The sequence below is a fragment of the Kitasatospora sp. NPDC096077 genome (assembly GCF_040303245.1).
Taxonomy (GTDB): Bacteria; Actinomycetota; Actinomycetes; order Streptomycetales; family Streptomycetaceae; genus Kitasatospora.
In genome coordinates, this window is sequence record NZ_JBEOSV010000068.1 from 24,436 (window position 1) to 48,179 (window position 23,744).

General features: G+C 72.3%; 23 protein-coding genes. 14 read left to right on the top strand and 9 right to left on the bottom strand.

Features of this window, described 5'->3' with window-relative positions; all coding sequences use genetic code 11:
• Positions 1 to 60 precede the first annotated feature (60 nt).
• Positions 61 to 462 carry a hypothetical protein gene (locus ABTZ03_RS35980; protein WP_350517383.1) on the bottom strand — a complete coding sequence of 134 codons (402 nt, stop codon included), beginning with the start codon at positions 460 to 462 and terminating at the stop codon, positions 61 to 63.
• A 283-nt stretch (positions 463 to 745) separates the two neighbouring features.
• On the opposite strand from ABTZ03_RS35980, the gene ABTZ03_RS35985 reads away from it, so the two are divergent.
• Together ABTZ03_RS35985 and ABTZ03_RS35990 are read left to right on the top strand one after the other, a co-directional pair.
• Entirely contained in the window at positions 746 to 1,954 is a 1,209-nt protein-coding gene (locus ABTZ03_RS35985) for an alpha/beta hydrolase family protein (protein WP_350517384.1), read from the top strand.
• Positions 1,955 to 2,030: 76 nt separating this feature from the next.
• A complete protein-coding gene (locus ABTZ03_RS35990) occupies positions 2,031 to 2,456 on the top strand; it encodes a hypothetical protein (RefSeq protein WP_350517385.1) in 426 nt (141 codons plus the stop codon).
• 70 nt (positions 2,457 to 2,526) lie between these two features.
• On the opposite strand, the gene ABTZ03_RS35995 is transcribed toward ABTZ03_RS35990, so the two are convergent.
• Entirely contained in the window at positions 2,527 to 5,493 is a 2,967-nt protein-coding gene (locus ABTZ03_RS35995) for a helix-turn-helix transcriptional regulator (protein ID WP_350517386.1), read from the bottom strand.
• 119 nt (positions 5,494 to 5,612) lie between these two features.
• Between ABTZ03_RS35995 and ABTZ03_RS36000 the strand changes: the two genes are divergently transcribed.
• Together ABTZ03_RS36000 and ABTZ03_RS36005 are read left to right on the top strand one after the other, a co-directional pair.
• Positions 5,613 to 6,170, top strand: a complete 558-nt coding sequence (locus tag ABTZ03_RS36000; RefSeq protein WP_350517387.1) for a TetR/AcrR family transcriptional regulator — start codon at positions 5,613 to 5,615, stop codon at positions 6,168 to 6,170.
• Between the two features lie 241 nt (positions 6,171 to 6,411).
• Entirely contained in the window at positions 6,412 to 6,789 is a 378-nt protein-coding gene (locus tag ABTZ03_RS36005; protein ID WP_350517388.1) for a nuclear transport factor 2 family protein, read from the top strand.
• A 131-nt stretch (positions 6,790 to 6,920) separates the two neighbouring features.
• Here ABTZ03_RS36005 and ABTZ03_RS36010 read toward each other — a convergent pair whose 3' ends face one another.
• From ABTZ03_RS36010 to ABTZ03_RS36020, 3 genes are all read right to left on the bottom strand, one after another.
• Positions 6,921 to 7,949, bottom strand: coding sequence for a sensor histidine kinase (locus ABTZ03_RS36010; RefSeq protein ID WP_350517389.1), 1,029 nt, complete (start codon positions 7,947 to 7,949; stop codon positions 6,921 to 6,923).
• A gap of 179 nt (positions 7,950 to 8,128) precedes the next feature.
• On the bottom strand, positions 8,129 to 8,788 hold the full coding sequence (locus ABTZ03_RS36015) for a response regulator (RefSeq protein WP_350517407.1): 660 nt from the start codon (positions 8,786 to 8,788) through the stop codon (positions 8,129 to 8,131).
• A 794-nt stretch (positions 8,789 to 9,582) separates the two neighbouring features.
• Positions 9,583 to 10,326, bottom strand: a complete 744-nt coding sequence (locus ABTZ03_RS36020) for a FadR/GntR family transcriptional regulator (RefSeq protein ID WP_502894698.1) — start codon at positions 10,324 to 10,326, stop codon at positions 9,583 to 9,585.
• Positions 10,327 to 10,558: 232 nt separating this feature from the next.
• On the opposite strand from ABTZ03_RS36020, the gene ABTZ03_RS36025 reads away from it, so the two are divergent.
• The 5 genes from ABTZ03_RS36025 to ABTZ03_RS36045 are packed head-to-tail and all read left to right on the top strand — an operon-like array spanning position 10,559 to position 16,440.
• Positions 10,559 to 12,184 carry an amino acid permease gene (locus tag ABTZ03_RS36025; RefSeq protein WP_350517391.1) on the top strand — a complete coding sequence of 542 codons (1,626 nt, stop codon included), beginning with the start codon at positions 10,559 to 10,561 and terminating at the stop codon, positions 12,182 to 12,184.
• Positions 12,181 to 13,539, top strand: coding sequence for a glutamine synthetase family protein (locus ABTZ03_RS36030; protein ID WP_350517392.1), 1,359 nt, complete (start codon positions 12,181 to 12,183; stop codon positions 13,537 to 13,539). Before ABTZ03_RS36025 ends, ABTZ03_RS36030 begins: the two co-directional genes overlap by 4 nt.
• A complete protein-coding gene (locus ABTZ03_RS36035) occupies positions 13,536 to 14,297 on the top strand; it encodes a gamma-glutamyl-gamma-aminobutyrate hydrolase family protein (protein ID WP_350517393.1) in 762 nt (253 codons plus the stop codon). Before ABTZ03_RS36030 ends, ABTZ03_RS36035 begins: the two co-directional genes overlap by 4 nt.
• Positions 14,294 to 15,667: an aldehyde dehydrogenase family protein gene (locus ABTZ03_RS36040; RefSeq protein WP_350517394.1), complete on the top strand. Its 1,374-nt coding sequence runs from the start codon at positions 14,294 to 14,296 to the stop codon at positions 15,665 to 15,667. The genes ABTZ03_RS36035 and ABTZ03_RS36040 overlap by 4 nt, the downstream gene beginning before the upstream one ends.
• Positions 15,664 to 16,440, top strand: coding sequence for a 3-oxoacyl-ACP reductase (locus ABTZ03_RS36045; protein ID WP_502894696.1), 777 nt, complete (start codon positions 15,664 to 15,666; stop codon positions 16,438 to 16,440). Before ABTZ03_RS36040 ends, ABTZ03_RS36045 begins: the two co-directional genes overlap by 4 nt.
• 124 nt (positions 16,441 to 16,564) lie before the next feature.
• On the opposite strand, the gene ABTZ03_RS36050 is transcribed toward ABTZ03_RS36045, so the two are convergent.
• Positions 16,565 to 17,539, bottom strand: coding sequence for a zinc-binding dehydrogenase (locus tag ABTZ03_RS36050; protein ID WP_350517396.1), 975 nt, complete (start codon positions 17,537 to 17,539; stop codon positions 16,565 to 16,567).
• Between the two features lie 98 nt (positions 17,540 to 17,637).
• Here ABTZ03_RS36050 and ABTZ03_RS36055 point away from each other — a divergent pair, with 98 nt between their 5' ends.
• Positions 17,638 to 18,273, top strand: coding sequence for a TetR/AcrR family transcriptional regulator (locus tag ABTZ03_RS36055; RefSeq protein WP_350517397.1), 636 nt, complete (start codon positions 17,638 to 17,640; stop codon positions 18,271 to 18,273).
• Between the two features lie 144 nt (positions 18,274 to 18,417).
• On the opposite strand, the gene ABTZ03_RS36060 is transcribed toward ABTZ03_RS36055, so the two are convergent.
• Positions 18,418 to 18,864 (bottom strand): hypothetical protein, encoded by a 447-nt coding sequence (locus ABTZ03_RS36060; protein WP_350517398.1) that lies wholly within the window; start codon positions 18,862 to 18,864, stop codon positions 18,418 to 18,420.
• Between the two features lie 73 nt (positions 18,865 to 18,937).
• Positions 18,938 to 19,735, bottom strand: a complete 798-nt coding sequence (locus ABTZ03_RS36065; RefSeq protein WP_350517399.1) for a class I SAM-dependent methyltransferase — start codon at positions 19,733 to 19,735, stop codon at positions 18,938 to 18,940.
• A gap of 56 nt (positions 19,736 to 19,791) precedes the next feature.
• Between ABTZ03_RS36065 and ABTZ03_RS36070 the strand changes: the two genes are divergently transcribed.
• Complete coding sequence (locus ABTZ03_RS36070) at positions 19,792 to 20,763, top strand: ArsR/SmtB family transcription factor (protein ID WP_350517400.1); 972 nt, start codon at positions 19,792 to 19,794, stop codon at positions 20,761 to 20,763.
• A 108-nt stretch (positions 20,764 to 20,871) separates the two neighbouring features.
• Here ABTZ03_RS36070 and ABTZ03_RS36075 read toward each other — a convergent pair whose 3' ends face one another.
• Positions 20,872 to 21,507 carry a DUF6461 domain-containing protein gene (locus ABTZ03_RS36075; protein WP_350517401.1) on the bottom strand — a complete coding sequence of 212 codons (636 nt, stop codon included), beginning with the start codon at positions 21,505 to 21,507 and terminating at the stop codon, positions 20,872 to 20,874.
• A 178-nt stretch (positions 21,508 to 21,685) separates the two neighbouring features.
• On the opposite strand from ABTZ03_RS36075, the gene ABTZ03_RS36080 reads away from it, so the two are divergent.
• The 3 genes from ABTZ03_RS36080 (at position 21,686) to ABTZ03_RS36090 (ending at position 22,982) form a co-directional block, all read left to right on the top strand.
• Complete coding sequence (locus tag ABTZ03_RS36080; RefSeq protein ID WP_350517402.1) at positions 21,686 to 22,255, top strand: DUF4240 domain-containing protein; 570 nt, start codon at positions 21,686 to 21,688, stop codon at positions 22,253 to 22,255.
• A gap of 185 nt (positions 22,256 to 22,440) precedes the next feature.
• Positions 22,441 to 22,689: a hypothetical protein gene (locus tag ABTZ03_RS36085; RefSeq protein ID WP_350517403.1), complete on the top strand. Its 249-nt coding sequence runs from the start codon at positions 22,441 to 22,443 to the stop codon at positions 22,687 to 22,689.
• Positions 22,686 to 22,982 (top strand): GP88 family protein, encoded by a 297-nt coding sequence (locus tag ABTZ03_RS36090; protein ID WP_350517404.1) that lies wholly within the window; start codon positions 22,686 to 22,688, stop codon positions 22,980 to 22,982. The genes ABTZ03_RS36085 and ABTZ03_RS36090 overlap by 4 nt, the downstream gene beginning before the upstream one ends.
• The last annotated feature ends 762 nt before the right edge of the window (positions 22,983 to 23,744 follow it).

Consider the following 23,744-nt stretch of genomic DNA (forward strand, 5'->3'; position numbering starts at 1 on the left):
TGACCCGGCCGCCGGACTCCTGGACACCCCGGCCGCACGCCGCCGTCGGCCCGCCTCTGGTCAGCGGTGGCGGCGGTCGCGTCGGCTGACGAGCCGAAGGCGTGGGGAGGGCAGCAGGAAGCCGGTGAAGCCGACTTGGAAGAGGATCAGGCCGATCAGCCACCACGTGCCGCCGAGGAGCAGTCCGGTGAACATCGCCGGTCCGCACAGCAGGAAGGCGAGCACGGTCCTGTGGTACTCGTTTTCCCGCATCGGGGCGGTCAGCAGGAGCAGGACCAGCGACGGGACGCCGACGTAGATCGACAGGAACAGTCCCAGCAAGGCGAAGTACCCGTCCGCCTCGTTGAAGAGGGCGAGCCCGCCGACCACGGCTCCCCAGCCGCACGCGAGGGCGATCAGGTATCCGGCCGCCGCGCGCAGGAACCACAGCAGGGCGCTCTCGACCCTCAGCACCATCCCCATCGGCACCGGCTCCCCCTCGTCCGCTCCTGAGGTCGATATCGTCGCAGGAAAATTGAACATGTTCAATATGAAGGCGGAAAGCCGAATGCGCGGTGGTGAAACCGCCCACTCCGCGGGCCCGGGGTTGTCACGAGCCCGCGCAGGAACCCGGACACGTTCTCGGGGTTGCCCCTGACGCGGCCCCGAGAGGCGGGCGGGTCGAATCAGTGGTCAGTCCTGATGACACGTCAGATCCTGGCTGGGAGCGTGGAACCGACGGCCACCGGTCAAGGGAGTTGACGTGATGTGGGGTAGGGGAGTGCGCCGGGCGCCGATCGTGGGCGCGGCACTGGTCGCGGGTATGGCGATGACGTTAACGGCCGCACCGGCCAACGCGGCGTCGCCGAGGTCGGCCACGCAGGGTACGGACACAGCTGTACGGCTCACCCTGCCCGCCCCGACGGGCCGGCACGCGCTGGGCACGGTGTCGCTGCACCTGGTCGATCCCACGCGCCGGGACACCTGGGTACCCGGCCGGCCGGTGCGCGAGTTGATGGTGCAACTCTGGTACCCGGCGGATCACTCGCCCGCGCACCCGAAGGCGCCGTACATGACCCCCGGCGCCGCCACGACCTTCATGACCACCAACGGCCTTCCCGCCGACCGGATCACCCTGCCCGTCACCCACGCGGGCCAGGGCGTGCCCGCCGAGCCCGGCCGCTTCCCGGTGCTGCTCTACGCCCACGGCTCGCACGACAACCGCGCCGGCAACACCGCACTGCTCGAAGACCTGGCCAGCCACGGGTACATCGTCGTCTCGATCGACCACACCCACTACGCCGAGGAAGTCGAGTTCCCCGACCACCGCGTCGAGACCGAGGTGCACGACCCCGATCCCGTCCACGAACTGGACACCCGGGTCGCCGACGTCCGCTATGTCCTGGACGAGATCACCGCCCTGGCACACGGCGCCGATCCGGACGCCGAGCACCGGGCCCTGCCCCGACGGCTGGCCAGGACCCTGGACCTCGACCGCATCGGCATGTTCGGCGCCTCCTTCGGCGGCGTCGAGAGCGCGGCGGCCATGAACGCCGACCCGCGGATCAGGGCCGCGGCCAGTCTGGACGGTCCGCTCGCCGAGCCGGGGTTCGGACCGATCAGCCGCGACGGTGTGACCAAGCCGCTGCTGAACCTCACCTCGGCCGCCGCCGACGGCCATCCCCCGATTCGCCCGCTGCTGCACGGCTGGGGCCGGGTGTACCGGATGGACGGCAGCGAGCACCTGACCTACTCCGACGGCGAGGTCCTCATCCCCCAGGCCGAGCCGGTGCTGCAGATCCCCGCCGACCAGCTGACCCAGCAGTACGGCACCATCGCCCCACGACGCGCCCTGCGCCTCGAACGCACCTATCTGCGCGCCTACTTCGACCTGCGACTGCGGGACCGCCACACCTGCCCCGACCTGTTCGACGGCCCCTCCGCCGCGTACCCCGAGATGCAACCCGGCGCCTGAGCGGCCGGCCGCGTCCGCATGCCGGCCGGCCCGTCCGGTCGAGACCATGTGCCACCGGACCCGTACGCTCGACTCCGTGCCCCGCGATCCGAAGAAGCCCCGCCAACTCGTCGCCGACGGACGCGTGTTCCTGTGGACGCTCCGCCACGATCACCGCACGCTGGACGACGGCCGGTCCGAGGGCTGCCGCGAGACCCTCACGCTGCACCCCCAGCCCGTCGGCACCGGCGGCCCGCTGCGCATCGTCTTCGCCCAGGGTCCGGGCCGGTACGTCGGCGGGTTCCCCCTGGGCTCCGGGGACGTGGGGTACGTCCGGGGCGGCTCCCTGAACCTGCACGAACCGGGCGCCGTCCGGGCGTTGCTCGATGTGGCGTCGGCCCGCGGGTGGCAGCCGGGACGGCGGCGGGCGGAGGAGGTCGACGGCTGGTCCCTGCTGGAGGCGGCAGTCGCCGTGCGAGCCGGGGACACCGGACCCGCGGGCCAGGTCGCGGAGGGGAGGTAGCGGGCTGCCGGCGGGCGAAGGAGCAGGGAGACGGCGTGGCCCGGCCCGACCACGAGGAACCGAAGGCTCCTCAGCGGGAACCGGCGGATCGGAAGCTGTGTTCTGCGGGGTGGTGGTCGAGCCTGGTGAGGGCGTCGCGCAGGGCGGCGCGGGTGGTGACGCCGAGCTTGGGGAAGACGCGGTAGAGGTGGGCGCCGACGGTGCGGGGGGAGAGCCGGATGCGTTCGCCGATCTCCTTGTTGGTCAGGCCGCCGGCGGCGAGTTCGGCGACGCGCAGCTCCTGCCAGGTCAGCGGCACCGCGGCGGGCACCGCGGCGGGCCGTGCGGCGGACACCACGGCAGGCGGGGCAGTGGACACCGCGGCGGGCGGTGCGGTGTCGGTGGCGCGCAGTTCGGCGCGGGCCCGGGCGGCCCAGGCGGTGGCGCCGAGCCGTTCGAGTGCCTCGGCCGCCGGGGCGAGGACCGCCCGGGCCGCCGCGCCGCCGCGGCTGCGGCGTATCCGGGTGCCGTACGCCAGCCGGATGCGGGCCAGTTCGAACGGGTACCGGTCGGCGGCCGGGTGGGAGCGGACCCGGGCGTACAGGTCCGCGGCCTCGTCGTCGTCCTCGGCCGTGATCGCCAGCGCCCCGTAGGTGACCAGGGCCAGGCGCGGGGAGGTGTCGGGCAGCCTGGCGTCCCGGGCGGCGAGGGCGTGGGCGCGGGCCTGCTGGGTGCGGCCGGTGTGCAGGGCCGCCTCGACCAGGTCGAGGAGGGTGCGCGACGCCTGGTGGTGGTAGGGCCGGAACGCACCCGGCGCGGTGATGCCGGTGGCGTGCAGGAACGCGGACTCGTGGTCGCCCGCCCCGAGGGCGGCGCTCGCGCCGGCGGCGTCCGCGAGCCCGGTCAGGAATCCGATGCCGCGCGGGCGCGCCCACGCGTCGACCTCGGCCCGCAGGTCGTGGGCCTCCCGGGTGCGGCCGCGGACGGCGGCGAGGTGGGCGAGGTAGGCCCGGGTCTGGTGGGCGAAGAGCTGGTTGTCGGCCTCGGTGGCCAGGGCGAGGGCGCGGTGGCCGGTGCGTTCCGCGGCGTCCCACTGACCGAGCGCGGTCTGGTCGAGCATGATCAGGTGCAGCATGACGATGCCGCTGGACGTGGCGCCGGTGTCCAGTTCCCGGTCCACGACCCGGTCCAGGTACGGGCGCAGCGGGCACAGCGCGTCGAGGTGGTGGGCCGAGACGGCGAGGCGGGTGACGTCCCAGGGGTCCTGGTTCTCCGGGTTCGCGGCGGCGCGTTCGATCCGCTCGGCCCAGCCGGAGCCGTGCCGGAGGACGTCGCTCCAGGTGTCGGCGTACATCCGGGCCCGTTCGGTGGCGAGGCCGCCCAGTGAGGCGAGGAGCTCGTGGGTGCGCTGCCAGGTGGTGCGGCTGCCGGCGTACTGGCTGGCGGCGAGCAGGAGGCTCACGAGGCGGTCGAGCATCGCGTCGTGACGGTCGGGAGTGGGGCCGGCGGCCACGTCGTCGCACTGCTGCCGGAGCAGCTGTCCGGGCTGCTCGTGCCGATGGTGTCGCTGGAGCGGGTGGAGCCGGTGGAGCCGGTGGAGCCGTTCCACCGCCGCCGCGACCTGGCGGTGCACGGTCCGGACGGCGCCGTCGCGGTAGAGCGCGAGGTAGGCGTCGGCGAGGACGGCGGCGGGGTTGTCGTCCTCGCCGGGTACGGAGGCGGCCAGCGCGAGGCTGCGGGCCCGGCCGGGCCGGTCGGCCTGCCCGGCGACGTACGCCGCCTCACCGAGCCGCCGGGCCCGTTGCGCCCGGTCCTCGCTCAGTTCGGCGGCGCGGGTCAGCCAGGCCACGGCCATCCGCGCGCCGCCACGCCGGGTCACCGACCGGGCGGCGGCTTCGAGGGCGGCGGCCACGCCCTCGTCGGGGTCGACGGTGGCGGCCGCCAGGTGGGTGGCGCGCCGTTCCGGGTCATCGCGGTGGACGCGGGCCAACTGCCGGTGCGCGCAGCGGCGTTGGTCGGGCGTGGCCAGTTGGACGACGCTTGAGCGGACCAGCGGGTGGCGGAAGACGAGGTGGCCGCCGGCCGGTTCGACGACCAGCAGGCCGCAGGCGAGCGCCTCGTCCACGTCGCGCATGCGGTAGCGCGCGGCCGGGGCGGGGCCGTCGCCCGGTCTGGCGGTCGCACCGTCGAGGGCGCCGGCGAGCAGCTGCGCCCGGACGGCGGGGGCGAGGCGGGCCAGGCGGGTGGCGTAGATCTCCTGGATGCGCCGGGGCAGCGGTACGGGGTCCGGGCCGAGGAGGATGCCGGGCGCCGGGGCGTCCGGGCGGGCCTGGAGGTGGGCGGGCAGTTCCAGCAGGGCGAGCGGGTTGCCGCGGGCGGTGTCCAGTACGAGGGCGCGCAACTGCCGTTCCAGGCGGGGGTGGTGGTGGTCCAGCAGGCGGGTGGCGTCGGTGTCGGTGAGTGCGCCGATCGGCGCCTCGGGCAGCGCGGCGGTGTCGAAGCGGGAGGCGGTGTCGCCGCGGACGGCCACCAGCAGCCGGACGCCGGGCCGGCCGGCCAGTCGACGGCCGACGAACCCGCAGACGTCGGCGCTGGCGTCGTCCAGCCACTGGCCGTCGTCGAGGACGAGCAGCAGCGGCTGCCGCGCGGCGGCCGCGGAGAGCAGGTCGAGCACGGCGATGCCGAGGGCCATGACGGAGGGCGGCGGGCCGTCCGTCCGGCCGAAGGCCGTCCCGAAGGCGGTCCCGAAGGCGGTCCCGAAGGCGGTCCCGAAGACGGCCCGGGCGGCGGGGTTCAGTCCCGGGTCGGGGTGGGCGCCGTCCGGGAGCAGGGGGTAGAGGAGTTGGTGCAGCCCGGCGTGCGGCAGGTCGGCCTCCGCCTCGACGCCGGTCGCGCGGATCACCAACTGGCCTTCTTCGGACGCGAGTTGTGCCGCCAGGTCGAGCAGGGCGCTCTTGCCGACGCCGGCCTCGCCCCTGAGTACCAGGGCCTGCCCGCCCGGGGCCCGGACGAACGCGGCCAGCCGCGCCCGTTCGCCGTCCCGACCGACCATCACCATGCCCGGCTCCACGCCCGGTCCCCTTCCTGCGCCCCCCGCCGTATTCAACTGGACGGTTAGTTGATTAGATTGTGCTCAGGTCAAACTGTCAAGTAAACGGTTAGTTAGGAGCTGGGTGCATGGAGCGTGACGCCGAGGCGACCAGACGCAGACTCGTCGCGGCCGGCCGGGCCGAGTTCGCCGCACACGGGCTGAACGGGGCCCGAGTCGACCGCATCGCCGCCGCCGCGCGGAGCAACAAGGCGCAGATCTACCACTACTTCGGCAACAAGGCCGGGCTGTTCGACGCGGTCTGGGACGAACTCGTCGAGCAGATCGTGGTCGGTGTACCGCTCGACGTGGACGACCTGCCCGGCTTCGCGGCCGACCTGAGCGACCTCTACGCGCAGTTCCCGGACATCCCGCGGATCGTCACCTGGCAGCGCCTGGAACGCGGCGAGGCGCTCAACGACCTCGGGGTCGCCGAGGTGCGGGAGCGGACCGCCGCCATCGCCCAGGCGCAGGCCGGGGGCCGGGTCTCGACCCGCTTCGAACCCGAGATCCTGTTCCCCCTGCTCGCCCACCTCGCGATGCTGTGGGCCGCCGCCAACCCGGAGGTGCTGACCGTCGTCGACCTCGACGACCGCGCGCGCCGCCGGGACGCCGTACGCCGCATCGCCGCCGCCCTGGTCGAGTGAGCCCACCCGGCCACCGCCCCGCCGGCGCCGCCTGAAGCCCGCCGCCTGAAGCCCGGCGCGGGAAGTCGGCGGGGCCGACTCCCTGTGCAGCGTCAACCGTGCGGACGGGCACCGGGCTTCCGCCGCCACAGCCGGGTCCGCTGTGGCGGCGGGAGCCCGGTGAGGTCACCGGGACGGTCCACCGCGACCGGAAGGCGGCCTGCGGGACGAGCGCACGCGAAACGGCTGGTATTACTAGGGCATGCAGGAAGAGATTGCACGCTCCGCGATCGACACGTTCATCTCCGCGTTCAACGCCTCGGACGACAGCTATGTGACCGCCCTGCTCTCCCAGGCCCTGACCTCGGACGTGGTCTTCTGGGGGCCGTTGGGCCGCAGCGAGGGAATCGCGGCGGTCGAGCGGTTCGTGCTGGAGCTCCGGCGCCACCCGGCGGGGCCCGGAACGATGGCGCGCTGCTCGGAGGTGGACATGCCCGACGAGTGGGCCCGCTACCAGTGGGTCTTCACCACGCCGGACGGAGGTCCCCACCTCGCGGGAACGGACGTCGTCCACCTGCGGCGGAGCCTCATCGACCAGGTCATCGTCTTCGCGGGCGAGATCAAACCGTCCGCCTCCTGAGCCGTCCTCTTCCGGTTGATGCGAACGTCCGGCTGAGGTAACCAGCCGGACGTTCGCCATCCGGTCACCGGGTCCGCCGTCATCGCTGCAACCCCCGGTCAAGGCAGTGTGCGTGAAGGCGGGCGGTGGGTTCAGTGCCGGCGGTCGGGCAGGGCGGCGTGGAGGCGGTAGCCGCCGTCCGGGGTGGGGCCGCTGGTCAGCGTCCCGCCGAGGTTCTCGGCGCGTTCGCGCAGGCCGATCAGTCCGTGGTGGGAGCTGGGCAGGTGGAGGCCGGGGCGGGTGGGGGCGGTGTTGGTCACGGTCACGTCCAGGCCCGGTCCGGGCCGGTGGATCTCGACCGTCGCGGTGGCGCCGGGGGCGTGCTTGCGCACGTTGGTCAGGGCTTCCTGGACGATCCGGTAGACGGTGCGCTGGACGGCCGGGCTGGTGTCGTCGGGCACCTCGCCCACCAGGCGGGCGCCCAGGCCGCTGCCGGCCACCAGGTCCACGAGTTGCGCGGCGCCGGGTTGCGGGGTGATCTCGGTGTCCCGGCTGCCGGAGGCCCGCAACAGGGTGACCATGTGCCGCAGCTCGTCCAGCGTGGCCACACTCAGCTTGCGGATCGTGCGGGCCGCCTCCCGGGTCTCGGCGCTGTCGGTGCCGACCTGGAGCGCGCCGGAGCGCACCGCGATCAGGCTGACCTGGTGGGACACCACATCGTGCATCTCCCGTGCGAGCTGCGCCCGTTCACGGGCCAGGACGGCCTGGGCGTGCAGTTCGCGCTCGTGCTCCTGGGCCTCGTGGAGCCCGGCCATGCTACGGGCCAGTTCCCGGCGGGTCTGCAGCAGCCGACCGAGGAGGACCGCCGCACAGGCGGGAAGGAGCGTGCCGCTGAGGAACCAGAGGTGTTGCAGAGCACGAACGGCCAGGAGCGGACTGAAATCGATGCCGGCGTGCTGATCGGCGTACATCGCCGCCGTGAAGCACACCAGGCCGGTCAACGCCCAGCGCGAGGACCGCTCGGCCAGCGTCAGCAGTGCCACCAACGCAGCCAGTGGATGGTGCTCGTGGGCCAACACCGCCAGTACGGCCGTGCCGGCGAAGACCGGGACAGGAAGTCGCCTGCGCAGCAGCAGGAGCAGCGCCGCCGAGACGCCCAGGAGCAACCGTCCCAGTTCCATGGAAATGAACGAACGGTGCGGATCCTGCTGACAGTGGTGTATCACCAGGCTGTTCAACCAGGCCAGGATCAGGGCGCCTGTCACCAGTAGGGCGTCGAACGTCCACGGTGACAGCGCCCGCCTGCTCCGCAGCCCCACCGCCGCACGGTGTGCCCACACTTCTCCTGCACCGGCCGTGCTCACCGGTCGTCGTCCTCGGCGAGCAGACCGGCGCGCTGCGCCCACAGGGCGGCCTGGACGCGGTTGGCGACCGACAGCTTGGTGAGGAGCGTGGCGACGTGGGCTTTGACGGTGCTCGTGCTCAGGTGCAGGAGGGTACCGATCTCGCCGTTGGAGAGTCCCTGGGCCAGGTGGACGAGGACGTCACGTTCGCGCTCGGTGAGGTTCTCGGTGCCGGCGGCCGCGGAACCGGGTGCGCGGTGGTGGCGGAGGTAGCCGTCGATCACGGTCGGGACGACCTTCGGGGCGAGGACGACGGCGCCCTGGAAGAGGGAGCGGACCATCGGGGCGAGATCGTCGGGGTCGGTGTCCTTGAGCAGGTAGCCGGAGGCGCCGTTGCGCAGGGCCTGGGCGATGTACTCGTCGGAGTCGAAGGTGGTGAGCATGGCCACGACGGGCGGCTCGGGGAGCTCGGTCAGGCGGCTCAGGATGGTCAGGCCGTCGACGTCGGGCATCCGGATGTCCAGCAGCACGAGGTCCGGGGTGTGTGAGGCGACCGCTTCCAGGGCCTGTCCGCCGGGGACGGCGGCCACCACCTCGATGTCGTCGGCGGCGTCGAGGATCAGGGAGAAACCCGATCTGATCAGTGCCTCGTCGTCCACCACCGCAACCCGGATCACGTTCACGCCCTGCCTTGTCGTCCTGTCCGTCGGATCCGGTCGACCATGCAGAACCCGTCCCGTCCGTGCGCCGCGAGTCCGGCGGGCGCCGTTCCGAGGATAACTGATCGTGTCCGATCGATCCTTCTGGGTGCAATGTCGCCGAGGTCCTCACCCCGGGGCGGGGCATCCGCCGATGCCCCGCCCCGGGGGCGCTCTGTGTGCGGCCTCCGCTGTCTCGCCTTGCCGGGCCGCAGCCGTGCGGGCGGAAGCGGCGGCCGTGCCCCGTACGTCGGCGACGGCGGCCCCGGTGCGGGCCCGGGCGGTGTGGCCTACCGCCCGGGCCCGCACGTCGTTCACACGTCGCTGCCCCCTCCCCTCCTGGGAGGCAGAGACGTGTGAGGTCTTCGAGGCGGGCCGCAGCGCCGACCGCCGGCGCCCACGACGCCTCACGGCCTACGCGGACGACCACGAGGCGGGGCTCAGCCTCTCCCGCACCGAGGGAGTCCCGTAACCCCCGGACCGGCCACTCCCGGTCGGCCACCCGGCCACTCCCGACGGGCCACCCGGCCAGTCCCGGACACCCGGATGCGCAGGCTCCGGGAAACAGGGGCCGACTGTCCGGCGTGGACGCGTGCAAGGGGCGATGATCGCCCCGATGCCCTGGCCCTGGGCCGCGGCGGAGACCGGGAGCTGCTCCAGGTCCGCGTGCGGGCGGTGGGTGGGGCGCTGGTGGTGCAGCTAGGTCCTGTCCGGCCGATCGCGCCCGGCAAGATAGGCCGGACAGGACCTAGGGGGAGGGGCCCCGGAGGGCGTCAGGCCAGGAACCCCCGCAGCAGCGAGGCCGTCGCGGCGAGGTGCTCCTCGGTGGCGCGCCGGGCGCCGTCGCCGTCGCCGTCGAGGATCGCCCGGACCATCGCCCGGTGCTGTTCGGCGGCGTGCTCGATGTTGCGTTCCAGCATGGGGATCGCGTTCAGCAGGTCGTTGAGGCGCATGCGGGCCCCGGTGATGGCGGCGGCGAGGGCGGGGGAGCCGGTGAGCTCGGCGATGGCGAGGTGGAAGCGCGAGTCGAGCTGGCGGTACTGCTCCGCCGGGGCCGCGTCCAGTTCGGTCAGCCGCTCCTGGAGGTGGGCCCGCTGCTCGGCGGTCAGCGGGCGTCGGGCGGCGGCCTCGGCGGCCCCGACCTCCAGGACCTGCCGGTAGGTCAGCGCGTCCTCCAGTTCGCCGCCGAGGTCGCGCACGGCGCGGCGCAGGTCGGCGACGTCCGGTTCGGGCATCCGGTAGGTGACGAAGGTCCCGCCGTAGCGGCCGCGGCGGGCCTCGACGCAGTCGGCCTGCTGGAGCGTGCGCAGCGCCTCGCGCAGGGTCTCGCGGCTGACGCCGAGCCGGGCGGCGAGGTCGCGTTCGGCGGGCAGCCGGTCGCCGGGGCCGAAGACGCCGAGCTTGATCGCCTGGAGCAGCCGTTCGACGGTCTCCTCGAAGGCGTTGCCGGTCCGGATCGGGCGGAAGATCGCCCCGGCCTCCCAGTCGAGCCGTGCCTGCTCGCGCGTCACGTCCACGTCCACGTCAACGTCCACGCCGCGAATCGTACCTGTGAACGGATCTGCCGCACTCGTTCCCGTCCCGCCCTTGACGCGGCCACCGTCCAGCCGGAACGATGCTGCTCACCCACCCAATGGTCTGACTTTAGACCATTGACGAGCCGTCAGACCGTCGAACCCGCCGGGGCGGGTGCGCCACGCCGCCGTGGCCGCGTGCACCCCGGCACACCCTCAACCCCCAGGGGTGCCCATGACCGACGCACGCTCACCCGACCACCCTGGCCCCGCCGTGTTACCGCCGGACCCTTCCCCCGTTTCCGCCGACGAACAACGCCTCCGCGAGCTGGGCTACACCCAGGAACTGGCCCGCTCGATGTCGGGCTTCTCCAACTTTGCGGTCTCCTTCTCCATCGTCTCCATCCTGTCCGGCTGCCTGACCCTCTACGGGACCGGGATGAAGACCGGCGGCCCGGCCCTGATCATCTGGGGCTGGCCGGTGGTCGGCCTGCTGACGCTCTGCGTCGGCCTCGCGATGGCCGAGATCTGCTCCAGCTACCCGACGGCCGGCGGGCTCTACTACTGGTCCGCCAAACTCACCCGCAACCGGAGCCGGGGCCCCGCCTGGAGCTGGTTCACCGGCTGGTTCAACTTCCTCGGCCAGGTCGCGGTCACCGCCGGCGTCGACTACGGCGCCGCCTTCTTCACCAACGCCTTCCTCGAACTGCGCTACGGCCTCGCCGCCACCCCCGCGCACACCATGGAGATCTTCGCGGTCATCCTGCTGGCGCACGGACTGCTCAACACCCTCGGGGTGCGCCTGGTCGCCGTCCTCAACAGCGTCTCCGTCTGGTGGCACCTGGCCGGCGTCGCGATCATCGTCGGCGCGCTCGCCCTGTTCCCCGACCGGCACGCCTCCGCCTCCGCCGTCTTCACCGAGTTCGTCAACCGGACCGGCTTCCACAGCCAGTTCTACGTCGCGATGCTCGGCCTGCTGATGGCCCAGTACACCCTCACCGGCTACGACGCCTCCGCGCACATGACCGAGGAGACCCAGGACGCCGCCCGCTCCGGCCCGCGCGGCATCGTCAACGCCATCACCGTCTCCCTGGTGGCGGGCTGGATCCTGCTGCTCGGCATCACCTTCGCGATCCGCGACTACGACGGCGCGCTCGACAGCACCACCCAGGTCCCGCCCGCCCAGATCTTCATCGACGCGATCGGCTCCGGCGGCGCCCAGTTCCTGCTGCTCATCGTCATCGGCGCCCAGTTCTTCTGCGGCATGGCCTCCGTCACCGCCAACTCCCGCATGATCTACGCCTTCTCCCGCGACGGCGCCCTGCCCGGCTCCCGCCTGTGGCACCGCATCTCCCCGCGCACCCAGACCCCGACCAACGCGGTCTGGCTGGCCACCGGCGGCGCCCTGCTGCTGGGACTGCCCGCGCTCTGGAACAACACCGCCTACACGGCCGTGACCTCCATCTCCGTCATCGGCCTCTACATCTCCTACGTCATCCCGGTGTACCTGCGGCTGCGCCAAGGAGAGGACTTCCCGCGCGGCCCCTGGCACCTGGGCCGCTGGAGCCGGCCGATCGGCGTCGTCGCCGTCGCCTGGACGGCCGTGATCACCGTCCTGTTCATGCTGCCCACCGCCAGCCCGATCACCGCCGAGAGCTTCAACTACACCCCGGTCGCCGTGGCCGTGGTCGCCGGCTTCGCCGGGGTGTGGTGGCTGGCCTCCGCCCGGCACTGGTTCGCCGGACCGCACACCGGCGCCGAGCCGGCCGCGCAGCCCGCCCCCTCCGTACCCCCGGCGCCCGACGCCCTGTCCGCGCACGACGCCCCACCCGCCCCCGACACCGAACGGGAGACCCGATGACCACCCCCCGGCTCACCCTCGACGAACTGCGCACCCGCGTCGCCGACGGGTCCGTGGAGACCGTCGTGCTCGCCATGACCGACATGCAGGGACGCCTCCAGGGCAAACGCGTCGCCGCCCGCTACTTCCTGGACGACGTCGTCACCGGCGCCGCCGAGGGCTGCGGCTACCTGCTGGCCGTCGACGTCGACATGAACACCGTCGACGGCTACGAGGTCTCCTCCTGGGACAACGGCTACGGCGACCTGACCCTGCGCCCCGACCTCACCACCCTGCGGCCCGTGCCCTGGCACCCCGCCACCGTCATGGTCCAGTGCGACGTCGTCCAGCACGACGGCACCCCGGTCGCGGTCTCCCCGCGCCAGGTCCTCCAACGCCAGCTCGACCGCCTGGCCGGCCACGGCTGGCAGGCCCAGGCCGCCACCGAACTGGAGTTCATCGTCTTCCGGGACAGCTACGAACAGGCCTGGGACAAGGACTACACCCGGCTCACCCCGGCCAACCAGTACAACGTCGACTACTCCATCCTGGGCACCGGCCGCATCGAACCCCTGCTGCGCCGCCTGCGCAACGGCATGGCCGGCGCCGGGCTGACCGTCGAGTCCGCCAAGGGCGAGTGCAACCTCGGCCAGCACGAGATCGCCTTCAAGTACGCCGACGCCCTCACCACCTGCGACAACCACACCGTCTACAAGACCGGCGCCAAGGAGATCGCCGCCCAGGAGGGCTGCAGCCTCACCTTCATGGCCAAGTACGACGAACGCGAGGGCAACTCCTGCCACATCCACCTGAGCCTGCGCGACGACCAGGGCGCCCCGGTGTTCGCCGGGGACCGCCCGCACGGCTTCTCCCGCACCATGGAGCACTTCCTCGCCGGCCAACTCGCCTGCCTCGCCGACTTCGCCCTGCTGTTCGCTCCCACCGTCAACTCCTACAAACGCTACGTGCCCGGCAGCTTCGCGCCCACCGCCATCGCCTGGGGCCGCGACAACCGCACCTGCGCCCTGCGCGTCGTCGGCCACGGCCCCTCGCTGCGCTTCGAGAACCGCGTCCCCGGCGGCGACGTCAACCCCTACCTCGCGGTCGCCGCCCTGATCGCCGCCGGACTGCACGGCGTCGAGCAACAACTCGAACTCCAACCGGAGTTCACCGGCAACGCCTACACCTCCGACGCCCCCCGGGTGCCCGCCACCCTGCGCGACGCCGTCGACGCCTTCGAACGCAGCGCCGTCGCCACCGAGGCCTTCGGCAAGGACGTCGTCCGGCACTACACCCACGCCGGACGCACCGAACTCGCCTCCTACCAAAGGGCGGTGACCGACTGGGAGCGGCGCCGCGGATTCGAGCGGCTGTGACCGCCATCGCCCCGACCCCGGCCACCCGGCCGGCCCCCGACGACGGTCACCCGCGCCCGCTCATCGGCATCACCAGCTACCAGGACGACGCCGCCTGGTCCGTCTGGAACCAGCGCGCCGCCCTCCTGCCGCAGACGTACGTCGACGCCGTCGTCCGCGCGGGCGGCACCCCGGTCCTGCTGCCGCCCCAACCCGGCGAGGCCGGCCCCCTGGTCGACGCCCTCGACGGACTGGTCCTGGCCGGCGGACCGGACCTCGACCCGGCCCGCTACGCGGCGGCCCCCCACCCACGCACCGGCCCGCCCCACCACGCCCGCGACGACTGGGAGAGCCGACTGCTGCACGCCGCCCTCGCCCGCGACCTCCCGCTCCTCGGCGTCTGCCGCGGCATGCAGCTGCTCAACGTCGAACTCGGCGGCACCCTCGACCAGCACCTGCCCGACGACACCCACCAGCGCGTCCCCGCCCGCTTCGTCCGCCACCGGGTCACCCTGGCCGACGACAGCCGCCTCGCCGCCGCCCTCGGCCCCACCACCGACGTCTCCTGCTACCACCACCAGGCCGTCGACCGGATCGCCGCCGGTCTGCGGGCCACCGCCCACGCCGCCGACGGCACCGTCGAGGCCCTCGAACTCACCGGCCACCGCTTCGCCCTGGGCGTCCAGTGGCACCCCGAGACCGACCCCGACGACCCGCGCCTGTTCCACGCCTTCGTCACCGCCAGCCGATCCGCCACCCACAGGGAGACCCTCCGATGACCGAACCGGACCTCTACGAGGTCGTCAACCCCGCCACCGAGGAGGTGATCACCACCCTCGAACTCGCCGGTACCGCCGAGACCGACGCCGCCGTCGCCCGCGCCCGCGCCGCCTTCGACACCTGGCGCCACGTCGCCCCCGCCGACCGCGCCCGACTGCTGCGCGCCTTCGCCGCCGCCGTCGACGCCGACCGCGAGCACCTCGCCGCCCTGGAGGTCGCCAACGCCGGCCACACCATCGGCAACGCCCGCTGGGAGGCGGGCAACGCCCGGGACGTCATCGAGTACTACGCCGCCGCCCCCGAGCGGCTGTTCGGCCGACAGATCCCCGTCGCCGGCGGCATCGACGTCACCTTCCAGGAGCCGATCGGCGTCGTCGGCGTCATCGTGCCCTGGAACTTCCCGATGCCGATCGCCGCCTGGGCCCTGGCCCCGGCGCTCGCCGCCGGCAACACCGTCATCGTCAAACCGGCCGAGCTCACCCCGCTCACCGCGCTGCGCCTGGCCGAACTCGCCCTGGAAGCCGGGATCCCCGAGGGCGTGCTCCAGGTCCTGCCCGGCCGCGGCCCGGTCGTCGGCGGGCGCTTCGTCACCCACCCCGACGTGCGCAAGGTCGTCTTCACCGGCTCCACCCGGGTCGGTAAGCAGATCATGGCCGGCTGCGCCGCCCAGGTGAAGCCCGTCACCCTCGAACTCGGCGGCAAGAGCGCCAACATCGTCTTCGCCGACGCCGACCTCGCCAGGGCCGCCGCGACCGCGCCCTACGCCGTCTTCGACAACGCCGGCCAGGACTGCTGCGCCCGCTCCCGGATCCTCGTCGAGGCCCGTGTCCTCGACGACTTCATGGCACTGCTGGAACCGGCCGTGCGCGGCGTGCGGGTCGGCGACCCGACCGACGAGAAGACCGAGATGGGCCCGCTGATCTCGGCCGCCCACCGCGAACGGGTCGCCTCCTACGTCCCGGACACCGCCGCCGTCGCCTTCCGCGGCAGCGCCCCCGACGGGCCCGGCTTCTGGTACCCGCCGACCGTCCTCGCGCCCGTGCGCCACGACGACCCGGCCTTCACCGAGGAGATCTTCGGCCCGGTCGTCACCGTCGTCCCGTTCCGCGACGAACAGGACGCCCTGCGCATCGCCAACGCCACCGAGTACGGCCTCTCCGGCTCCATCTGGACCGGCGACCTCGGCCGCGCCCTGCGGGTCTCGCGCGGCGTCGAGGCCGGCAACCTCTCCGTCAACTCGCACTCCTCGGTGCGCTACACCACGCCCTTCGGCGGCTTCAAACAGTCCGGACTCGGCCGCGAACTCGGCCCCGACGCCCTCGACGCCTTCACCCAGACCAAGAACGTCTTCATCTCCACGGAGGAATGATCACCATGACCCAGCGACTCGACGGCCGCGTGGCCGTCATCACCGGCGCCGGCAGCGGCATCGGCCTGGCGACCGCCCGCCGCCTCGCCGCCGAGGGCGCCAAGGTGGTCGTCGTCGACCTCGACCCCGAGAGCGGCGCCAAGGCCGCCAACGAGGTCGGCGGCCTGTTCATCCAGGCCGACGTCACCGACGAGACCGCGGTGCGCGACCTCTTCCAGCGGACCGTCGACGAGTACGGCCGCCTCGACATCGCCTTCAACAACGCCGGCATCTCCCCGCCGGACGACGACTCCATCCTCACCACCGGCCTGGACGCCTGGAAGCGCGTCCAGGACGTCAACCTCACCAGCGTCTACCTGTGCTGCAAGTACGCGATCCCGCACATGCAGCGCCAGGGCAAGGGCTCCATCATCAACACCGCCTCCTTCGTCGCCGTGATGGGCGCGGCCACCTCCCAGATCTCCTACAGCGCCTCCAAGGGCGGCGTACTGGCCATGTCCCGCGAACTGGGCGTCCAGTTCGCCCGCGAGGGCATCCGCGTCAACGCCCTGTGCCCCGGCCCGGTCAACACCCCGCTGCTCCAGGAGCTCTTCGCCAAGGACCCGGAGCGCGCCGCCCGCCGCCTGGTCCACATCCCGCTGGGCCGCTTCGCCGAGCCCGAGGAGATCGCCGCCGCAGTGGCCTTCCTCGCCTCCGACGACTCCTCCTTCATGACCGCCAACACCTTCCTCGTCGACGGCGGCATCTCCGGCGCCTACGTCACCCCGCAGTAGCCGCACCCGTCCCGCCCGCCTGCACCCGCCCGCACCCGGTCGCGGTGGTGCGGGCGGGCGCCACGGCGCCGGGAGGGTCACAGCGCCCGGTGCGGCGGAACGAGGCGGGACCGGTGGCAGTCGGTCACGGTGTCAGGACGATGCGCCCGAAGACCTCGCCGGCGTCCATCCGCCGGTGGGCGTCCGCCGCGGCTTCGAGGGGGAGGACGGCGTGGACGACGGCGCTGAGGTCGCCCCGCGCCGCGGCCTCGAACTGGTCGGCGCGCAGCCGGGCCAGGTCGGCTCGCGGCACCGTGTCCAGACTGAAGGTCGCGACCGACAGCGACCGCTGGAACCGGCTCAGCAACGCCGACCCGAAGTCCGCCGGAGGAGGCCCGGCGACGAGGCCGACCAGCACCAGTCGACCATTGGGCGCGAGCCGGGTGAGGAACGAGGACACCGCCGGCCCGGCGACGATGTCGACGATCACGTCGAAGCCGGCCGGCTGGGGACCACGCGTACTGTTCCCGTCGCGGTCGAGCACGTGTGTCGCGCCGTACGCCCTCAGCCGCTCGCCCCGCTCGGCCGACGACGTGGTCACCGCGACCGCCCGTGCGCCGGCTCGGGCCGCGATCTCGACGGCTGCGATGCCGATGCTGCCGGCCGCGCCCCGTATCAGCACGCTCTCGCCCTCGGCGAAGCGCGCCTGCCGCAGGGCGAAGTGCGCCACGGGGGCCGCGCTGCCCAGTGCCACCGCGTCGACGGGCGTCAGGCCGGCGGGAAGTGGGGTGACGTTCTCGATCCGCGCGAGCGCGTGCTCGGCGTAGCCGCCGGAGAGGCCGGTGAACGCCCAGACGCGTCGGTCGAGCCACGACGCCTCGACGCCCGCTCCCACGGCTGTGATCGTCCCGGCCACCTCGCTTCCCGGTACCAGGCCGTCGCGGGGGAGGGCCGGGCCGAGCGCGCCCAGGGTGCCGCGCCGGATCACCGCGTCGACTCCGCCGACCCCGATCGCCGCGGTCCGGATGACGACTTCGCCTTCGCCCGGGCCGGGGGTGCGGACGTCGACGACCTCCATACCGTCCGGGCTGCCGAAGGTACGGATCGAGACTGCTCGCATGTGTCGCTCCCCAATGGTCCGAGCCGGTCGGCTCCCGTACGATCGAACGTAACGGACGGATGCGTCCACTTGCCGTTGTGAGAGAGATCGCCCGGAAGATGACTCACCTGCTGCGTGTCGACGCGAGGGAGAACCGCGACCGTGTCCTCGCCGCGGCCCGGGAGCTCTTCGCGGAGTCCGGGCTGGAGGTGACGATGCGGCAGATCGCCCGGCGTGCGGACGTCGGGCCCGCGACCCTGTACCGCCGGTTCCCGACGAAGCGGGACCTGGTGCTCAAGGCGTTCGAGAACGAGCTCGCCGAGTGCGGCTCGATCGTCCACGACGGCGCCGCCGACCCGGATCCGTGGCGCGGGTTCTGCGATGTCATCGAGCGCATCCTGCTCCTCAACGCGCGCAACCAGGGCTTCACGGACGCGTTCATGTCGGCACACCCCGACGTCGTCGACTTCGAGGCACACCGCGAGGAGCTGGGCCGCGTCGTCTCCACCGTCATCGGCCGCGCGCAGGCCGCGGGTCGGCTGCGTCCGGACTTCGGGTTCGACGACTTCGCCGTCCTCCTCCTCGCCGGCCGCGGACTCACCGCCGCACCCGCCGCCACGCGCGACGCGGCGGTACGCCGCTTCGCGGCTTTCCTGATCGACGGCCTCCGCGTCGCCGACCCCGAGCCGAGCACCCGGGCCGGTGGCGCCGCGGGTGACGGGGGCTCCGGACCGCGGCCGCACCCTCGATCGTGAGGAGCCGCTTCTCGGCCCCGCTGTCGTCGAATCAGGTCCCGATCAGGGCCCGACGGTGCTCAAGTGCCGCGCGGTGTCGACCGTCCTTCTCGGCGCTGCCCCACTCGCACCGCGGGAACGCCGGTCCGGTTGACGTCATCGCCGTTAGCGGCCCCGGGCCGCGGCCAGGTGGCGGGCCACGCCCTGGCGTCCGCCGGGAATCCTGACCGTGGACCATGTCTTGGCGAGGCTCATGAGCAGTGAGATGCAGCCGACCGCGCCGATGACGAGCCAGGAGGATGACGCGGACAGGGCCGGGCCGCCGAGTTCGCGCGCCGTCAGGGACTGCAGCCAGAACACGACCGGCGCGAGGATCACGAGGGCCAGGACGACGACGAGCGACCTGCGGGTGAGTTGCGCGGTGTCGAGCGCGGCGGCGCGGGGCAGCGGCGCGTCGGGATCGCGGAGCAGGTGTGGGTGCTGGCGGCCGATGCGGTGCACGGTCGCGCGGACCTCCGGGGGCAGGGCCGGGTCGGCCAGGTCGATCGCCCAGCCTCCGGAGGGGGCGGTCTCGGCGATGTCCGCCAGCCGAGGCAGCGCGGCAATGCTCACCGAGAAGACCGTCCCCTGATGGCACAAGCGCCCCCGGAGCCGGTCGATCGCGTCCGTCCCGGCAGGAGCCTGCTCAGCTGCCCAGACGACTTGCCTTCTCACCGCTTCCCGCGATGAGCAGGCGATAGCCGTAGTCCACGGACTCCTGCTCCAGCAGGTCCGCGTGGCGTCGCTGCCAGGCCCCGGAGGCCAGGTCGGCACGCAGTCGTTCGATCGCTGGTTCGATCACCGACGGCGGGAGCTGGGCGAACGTCGAGCTGGCCTGCCGGACCACGGCATCGAGATAGAACTCCGGCCGTCGCCAGTAGGCGATCTGGAAGCCGTCGGTGAAGTCCTGCGGAATCGCGAAGGGCAGCACGGTGTGCGCGCCCAGCGCCTCCACCACGGTGGACAGGGGCTCGAAACGGGCATGTTCGAGGCGGCGGATCTCGGGCAGGTACTCCTCGACCAGCCACAACTCGGGCCGGTGCTCGGGATCCCAGGTGAAGACGACCTGCCGGCGCGAGACGCGCCGCATCTCGCCCAGGCCACGGCGCAGGTCGGGCCAGTGGTGCACCGTCATCACCGCCATCGCGGCGTCGAACGAGCCGTCCTCGAAGGGCAGTTCCTCCGCACCCGCCAGGACCTTGTGCTGTCCGGGATGCTGCTCCAGCATCACCCGCGACGGGTCCACCGCCGTCACCTCCGCGTCGGCCGGCTCGTAGGAGCCCGCCCCCGCACCGACATTGACGACCGTACGCGCTCCGGCCAGCGCCCGGTGGATCAGATCAGCCAGGCGCGGGTCGGGGCGGCGGACACCCCGGTAGCCGACACCGATGCGGTCGTACACCGCCGTCGCCCGGGTCCCCCCGGCAGCAGAAGCAGAAGTCATGCACCAGACTCCACCACCACGACCACCAGCCGGGCCAGAGATTTAGCATGAGCCAAATGTTGCTCCTCCGGCTCGATGTGGAAGCCCTGGCCTCGGTCCGGTTCGCCTGCTCCCCCCTGCAGGAGACCGTCCAGAGCCTACGGGCCTGGCGCAGCCCCACCCGCTACGCGGTGCACCAGCCACTACTGCGGCAGGCAGCCCCCGGGCTCCGGCACCTCGACTGGCCGCTGCTGCAGGCCCTGGTCGGCCCGACCCGCCTGGTGCCCGACTTCCTCACCCCCCACCCATCCCGGCCGAACAGCGACATCGACGACGAGCTCGCCACCCTTCGCTCGACACCGCCGCAACGCGTGACACACGAACTGCTGCAGGCCGCCGACGGCCACCCCCTGCACCCGCTGCTGTCCGACGCCCGGGCCGACCCGCTCGGACTGCTGGGGCGCATCGCCCAGGCCCTGCACACCTACTGGCTCCTGGTGATCGCACCACACTGGCCACGCATGCACGCCGTGCTGCGCGCCGATGTCCTCCACCGTGCGCGTCGCCTCGCCGACGGCGGCGCGGCCGCCCTGTTCGCCGACATCGACTCGGGCCTCACGTGGCAGCCGGGCTCAGGCACCCTGGCCGTCGACGCCTTCCCCGCCGAGCACCACGACCTGGTCGTCGACGGACACGGTGTGACGTTCACGCCCTCCGTGTTCTGCGACCACGCCGTCACCGTCGTCGACCTCGACCTTCCACCCCGGATCTGGTACCCGGCCCGCGGCCTCGCCACGGTCTGGCACACCGCCACGACCGCACCGCCGACAGCACTCGCCGACCTGCTCGGCCGCACCCGCGCCCGGATCCTCAGCCACCTCGCGGAACCGGCGAGCACGACCGAGCTGGCCCACCGGCTGGACGTCACCCCCGGGACGGTCAGCCAGCACCTCGGAGTCCTGCACCGCGCCGGACTGGTCACCCGCGCCCGCCACGGACACCTCGTCCTCTACCTGCGCAGCCCGCTCGGCGACCAGCTCCTGACCTGAACGCACCCTCGCCCTCCGGAGATCCGACGACGCGGACGACGGCACACCTCGGCCCCGGCACTGCTCCGGCAAGCCGGTCGCCGCGCGGCCTGCGCAATGGCAGTCGTGTCAGGGCATGTCCCAGGCAGGGGTGTTCGCATAACCGAAGGCCGGCGGAACGGCGAACGTGTCGAGCGGCTCGGTGAACCACGAGGGGTGGACGGCGGCACCCGTCACGCGCTCCATCAGCGCGAAGATCTTCACACCCCAGATCTCCGTCTCGTCACTCACGTCGATCAGCCCCTGGCACCACTCGGCATCCCAGCGTGGATCTCCCGCCCGCAGCGGGTTGACCGGCCCGTGGTGCTCCTCGTGGACAACGAGCTCACCGTCCACGGCATAGTGGACGGTGTCTCCCCCGTTGATATCGATCTGCACACTGAAGCACCGGCCACCGCGCGACAGATCGCGAAGAACCCCCGGAATCGCTGTCGTGTAGCCACCGGCTTCCACCACGAACACCAGGTCACCGACCATCCCGATTCCGACCAGATCCTCGTCCCGGTCGGTGCGAGCCGTCTCGTCGGCGGCCTGTCGTGCCGTCAGGAGTCGACCGGTCTCCGGATCGCCGTGCAGTCGGCGGATCACCTCGTCCCGCCCCACACCGGCGATCACCGCGACGGTGGGCAGGATGTAGTCCTCCTCCAACTCATCGACCCAGGCGAAGCGCTTCTCGGCGTCCTCCGCAACCGTCAACCCCTCCATGCCGGCCTCCGGTCCGAGGCCCGCACCGAAGCGTGGACAGCTCGACCCAGCTCGGCAGGTGCCGGCCGAGAGTACTCCCCGATCATGCTCATGCGCGGCAGAATACGCGGGGACCCTGACAGGTCCCCCGTCGCTTCGCAGGTCCGCTTGTCGTCCCCGGGTGGCAGAGTGCCACGTCATGGAAATGGACGAGTTCTGGCACCTCATCGAGACCGCACGCTCGCAGGCCGAGGAGAGCGGCACTTTCGACCAGGCGCTGGTCGGACTGCTGGCCGCCCGCTCGAAGAGGGAGATCCTGGAGTACCAGGAGCGGTTCGACGAACTCCACGGCGCCCTCCACCGCTGGGACGTCTGGGCAGCGGCGTACCTCATCGGCGGCGGCTGCTCGGACGACAGCTTCACCGACTTCCGCGCAGGAGTGATCGCCCAGGGACGAGGCTGGTACCAGCGGGTTGCCATCAACCCCGATGACCTCGCGGAACACCCGCTCGTCGTCGCGGCTGCCGCGGAACACGACGACGACGTCCTCTTCCACGAGGTGGTCAACTACTCGGCCACCTACGCGTTCAAGCAGCTCGCCGGCGATGACGAGGACTTCTACGAGGCGTGGAACGAGTACTGGAAGGCCCACCCCCGTGAGCGGGTGGAGGTGGACATGGGCGAGGACTTCGACTTCGACGACGCCGAGCAGATGCACCGTCGACTGCCGCGGCTCTCCGCCCTCCATCTCCCGGAGCACCCCGCGTGACCCTGGGAACACGTTCCTCTCCGCTCGCAACACGTGCTGCTGCAACACGAGGATTCATCGGTCAGCCGGGGTACGGCGTCGGGGTCGGGAGCGGGGGTCACCGCGTACGCGGGTGCGGCGAGCAGTTGAGAAAGTGGCTCGCCGAGCGATCCACCCGATGGCCCTCCACGACCAACCCTCACCTCTTGCTCAGCCGCCAGACCGCCGTGAACGACAGAAACGCCGCGCTGTCGGACCTGTCAACCAAGAAGCCGTTCACGGCAATTGGCGTACGAGCATCTGCCCTGCGGGCCGACCGGATCCTCGACGAGGCCAAGCACACCGCCGACCCCATCCACCTCATCAGAGTCTTCGGCATCGCGCCGAATACCGCGATGCACTACCTTCGCGCAGCTCACCCCGCCCAGTTCCGTTCCGACCCCATCGCACCATGAGCCGTGCACCCGGGCTGAGCCAGGTCGACCTCAACCGCGACCGCCACGCCGACCTCTTCCCCGACCTTGAGTCGCTGGAGGCTGCCGGCTACCTGGACCAGAGCGCGTCCGGCCTGATCGCCGCTCAGCCGGACGTGAGGGTCGACATGGCGGCGAACCGGATGCCGGTCCTGCTGCGGCGCCAGGGCAACGCGTCGTTCGGGGAACTCCAGCAGACCCGTGCCGCACGGCTCTTGGAGAAGAACCGGCGGTGGTCGGCGGTCGCCGCCAAGCGGGTTCCACACGCTTCGTGAACCGCTTTTCATCTGCTATCGCTTGTCTTGTCGCGACCGGGCGGTCCGGCAACTCACCCCTTCGGCACCCCGGCCAGGGAACGCTCGGTCCCTGCCTTCGCTGCGGTGAGCCCGAAGGGCGGGCAGGTCGCGTTCCGGGCGGGAGCGCGGAGAAGCGGAGGTTCGGGTGGGTCGCACCACGATGCTCTTGAAGAACTTTTGGGTGCGAGGTCACGCTGAGGCCGCCCTGACAGCACTCCCCCTTTGACGGACTGTCTTCTCCAGATGTGTCGAACGGAGCGCAGGATGATGCCGGAGTATGTGGTCACGGGGGGAGTCACGGTGGCGGGGTACCTGGCTGTAGTACTGCGTGCCTGGGTTCGGACTCGGGGGCGGGTTCAGTTGGAGAAGGCACGCGGAGGTTTCGCTCCGCGGTGGTGCGCGATCTCCCGGAGGGCAGCCGTCTGGTAGACGGGGCGAACCAAGTACGCGGACAAGAGCCTCCGCGTCGACCGCCGCACCTACAAGGCCACCATCAGCATCGACATCCTCTCGACAGAGTCGAGCAGCCCTTAACTTCACGGCCTTGGGCCAAAGCCCGACGCACCCGGCGGATTCACCGGTGGCAGGCCGCCTTCTGGTCCTACCTGGAGCGGACCTTCGCCACCGGCCACTTCCTCGCGCTCGCCTCAGAAAGTGTTGGGTTAGCTGGTGACTACTGGTTGTTGAGGTCGTCGGCGAGGCGGCGTGCTGCTTCGGTCTCGATGGTGCCGCGCGGTTCGA

What these genes read in the sequence shown, in the direction of transcription:
- ABTZ03_RS36050 (WP_350517396.1), bottom strand. Translation starts at nt 17,539, where the DNA reads ATGCGAGCAGTCTCGATCCGTACCTTCGGCAGCCCGGACGGTATGGAG.
- ABTZ03_RS36065 (WP_350517399.1), bottom strand. Translation starts at nt 19,735, where the DNA reads ATGACTTCTGCTTCTGCTGCCGGGGGGACCCGGGCGACGGCGGTGTAC.
- ABTZ03_RS36055 (WP_350517397.1), top strand. Translation starts at nt 17,638, where the DNA reads ATGACTCACCTGCTGCGTGTCGACGCGAGGGAGAACCGCGACCGTGTC.
- ABTZ03_RS35985 (WP_350517384.1), top strand. Translation starts at nt 746, where the DNA reads ATGTGGGGTAGGGGAGTGCGCCGGGCGCCGATCGTGGGCGCGGCACTG.
- ABTZ03_RS36040 (WP_350517394.1), top strand. Translation starts at nt 14,294, where the DNA reads ATGACCGAACCGGACCTCTACGAGGTCGTCAACCCCGCCACCGAGGAG.
- ABTZ03_RS36000 (WP_350517387.1), top strand. Translation starts at nt 5,613, where the DNA reads ATGGAGCGTGACGCCGAGGCGACCAGACGCAGACTCGTCGCGGCCGGC.
- ABTZ03_RS36045 (WP_502894696.1), top strand. Translation starts at nt 15,664, where the DNA reads ATGATCACCATGACCCAGCGACTCGACGGCCGCGTGGCCGTCATCACC.
- ABTZ03_RS36005 (WP_350517388.1), top strand. Translation starts at nt 6,412, where the DNA reads ATGCAGGAAGAGATTGCACGCTCCGCGATCGACACGTTCATCTCCGCG.
- ABTZ03_RS36070 (WP_350517400.1), top strand. Translation starts at nt 19,792, where the DNA reads ATGTTGCTCCTCCGGCTCGATGTGGAAGCCCTGGCCTCGGTCCGGTTC.
- ABTZ03_RS36010 (WP_350517389.1), bottom strand. Translation starts at nt 7,949, where the DNA reads ATGGAACTGGGACGGTTGCTCCTGGGCGTCTCGGCGGCGCTGCTCCTG.
- ABTZ03_RS36030 (WP_350517392.1), top strand. Translation starts at nt 12,181, where the DNA reads ATGACCACCCCCCGGCTCACCCTCGACGAACTGCGCACCCGCGTCGCC.
- ABTZ03_RS35980 (WP_350517383.1), bottom strand. Translation starts at nt 462, where the DNA reads ATGGGGATGGTGCTGAGGGTCGAGAGCGCCCTGCTGTGGTTCCTGCGC.
- ABTZ03_RS36025 (WP_350517391.1), top strand. Translation starts at nt 10,559, where the DNA reads ATGACCGACGCACGCTCACCCGACCACCCTGGCCCCGCCGTGTTACCG.
- ABTZ03_RS36090 (WP_350517404.1), top strand. Translation starts at nt 22,686, where the DNA reads ATGAGCCGTGCACCCGGGCTGAGCCAGGTCGACCTCAACCGCGACCGC.
- ABTZ03_RS36075 (WP_350517401.1), bottom strand. Translation starts at nt 21,507, where the DNA reads ATGGAGGGGTTGACGGTTGCGGAGGACGCCGAGAAGCGCTTCGCCTGG.
- ABTZ03_RS35995 (WP_350517386.1), bottom strand. Translation starts at nt 5,493, where the DNA reads ATGGTGATGGTCGGTCGGGACGGCGAACGGGCGCGGCTGGCCGCGTTC.
- ABTZ03_RS36080 (WP_350517402.1), top strand. Translation starts at nt 21,686, where the DNA reads ATGGAAATGGACGAGTTCTGGCACCTCATCGAGACCGCACGCTCGCAG.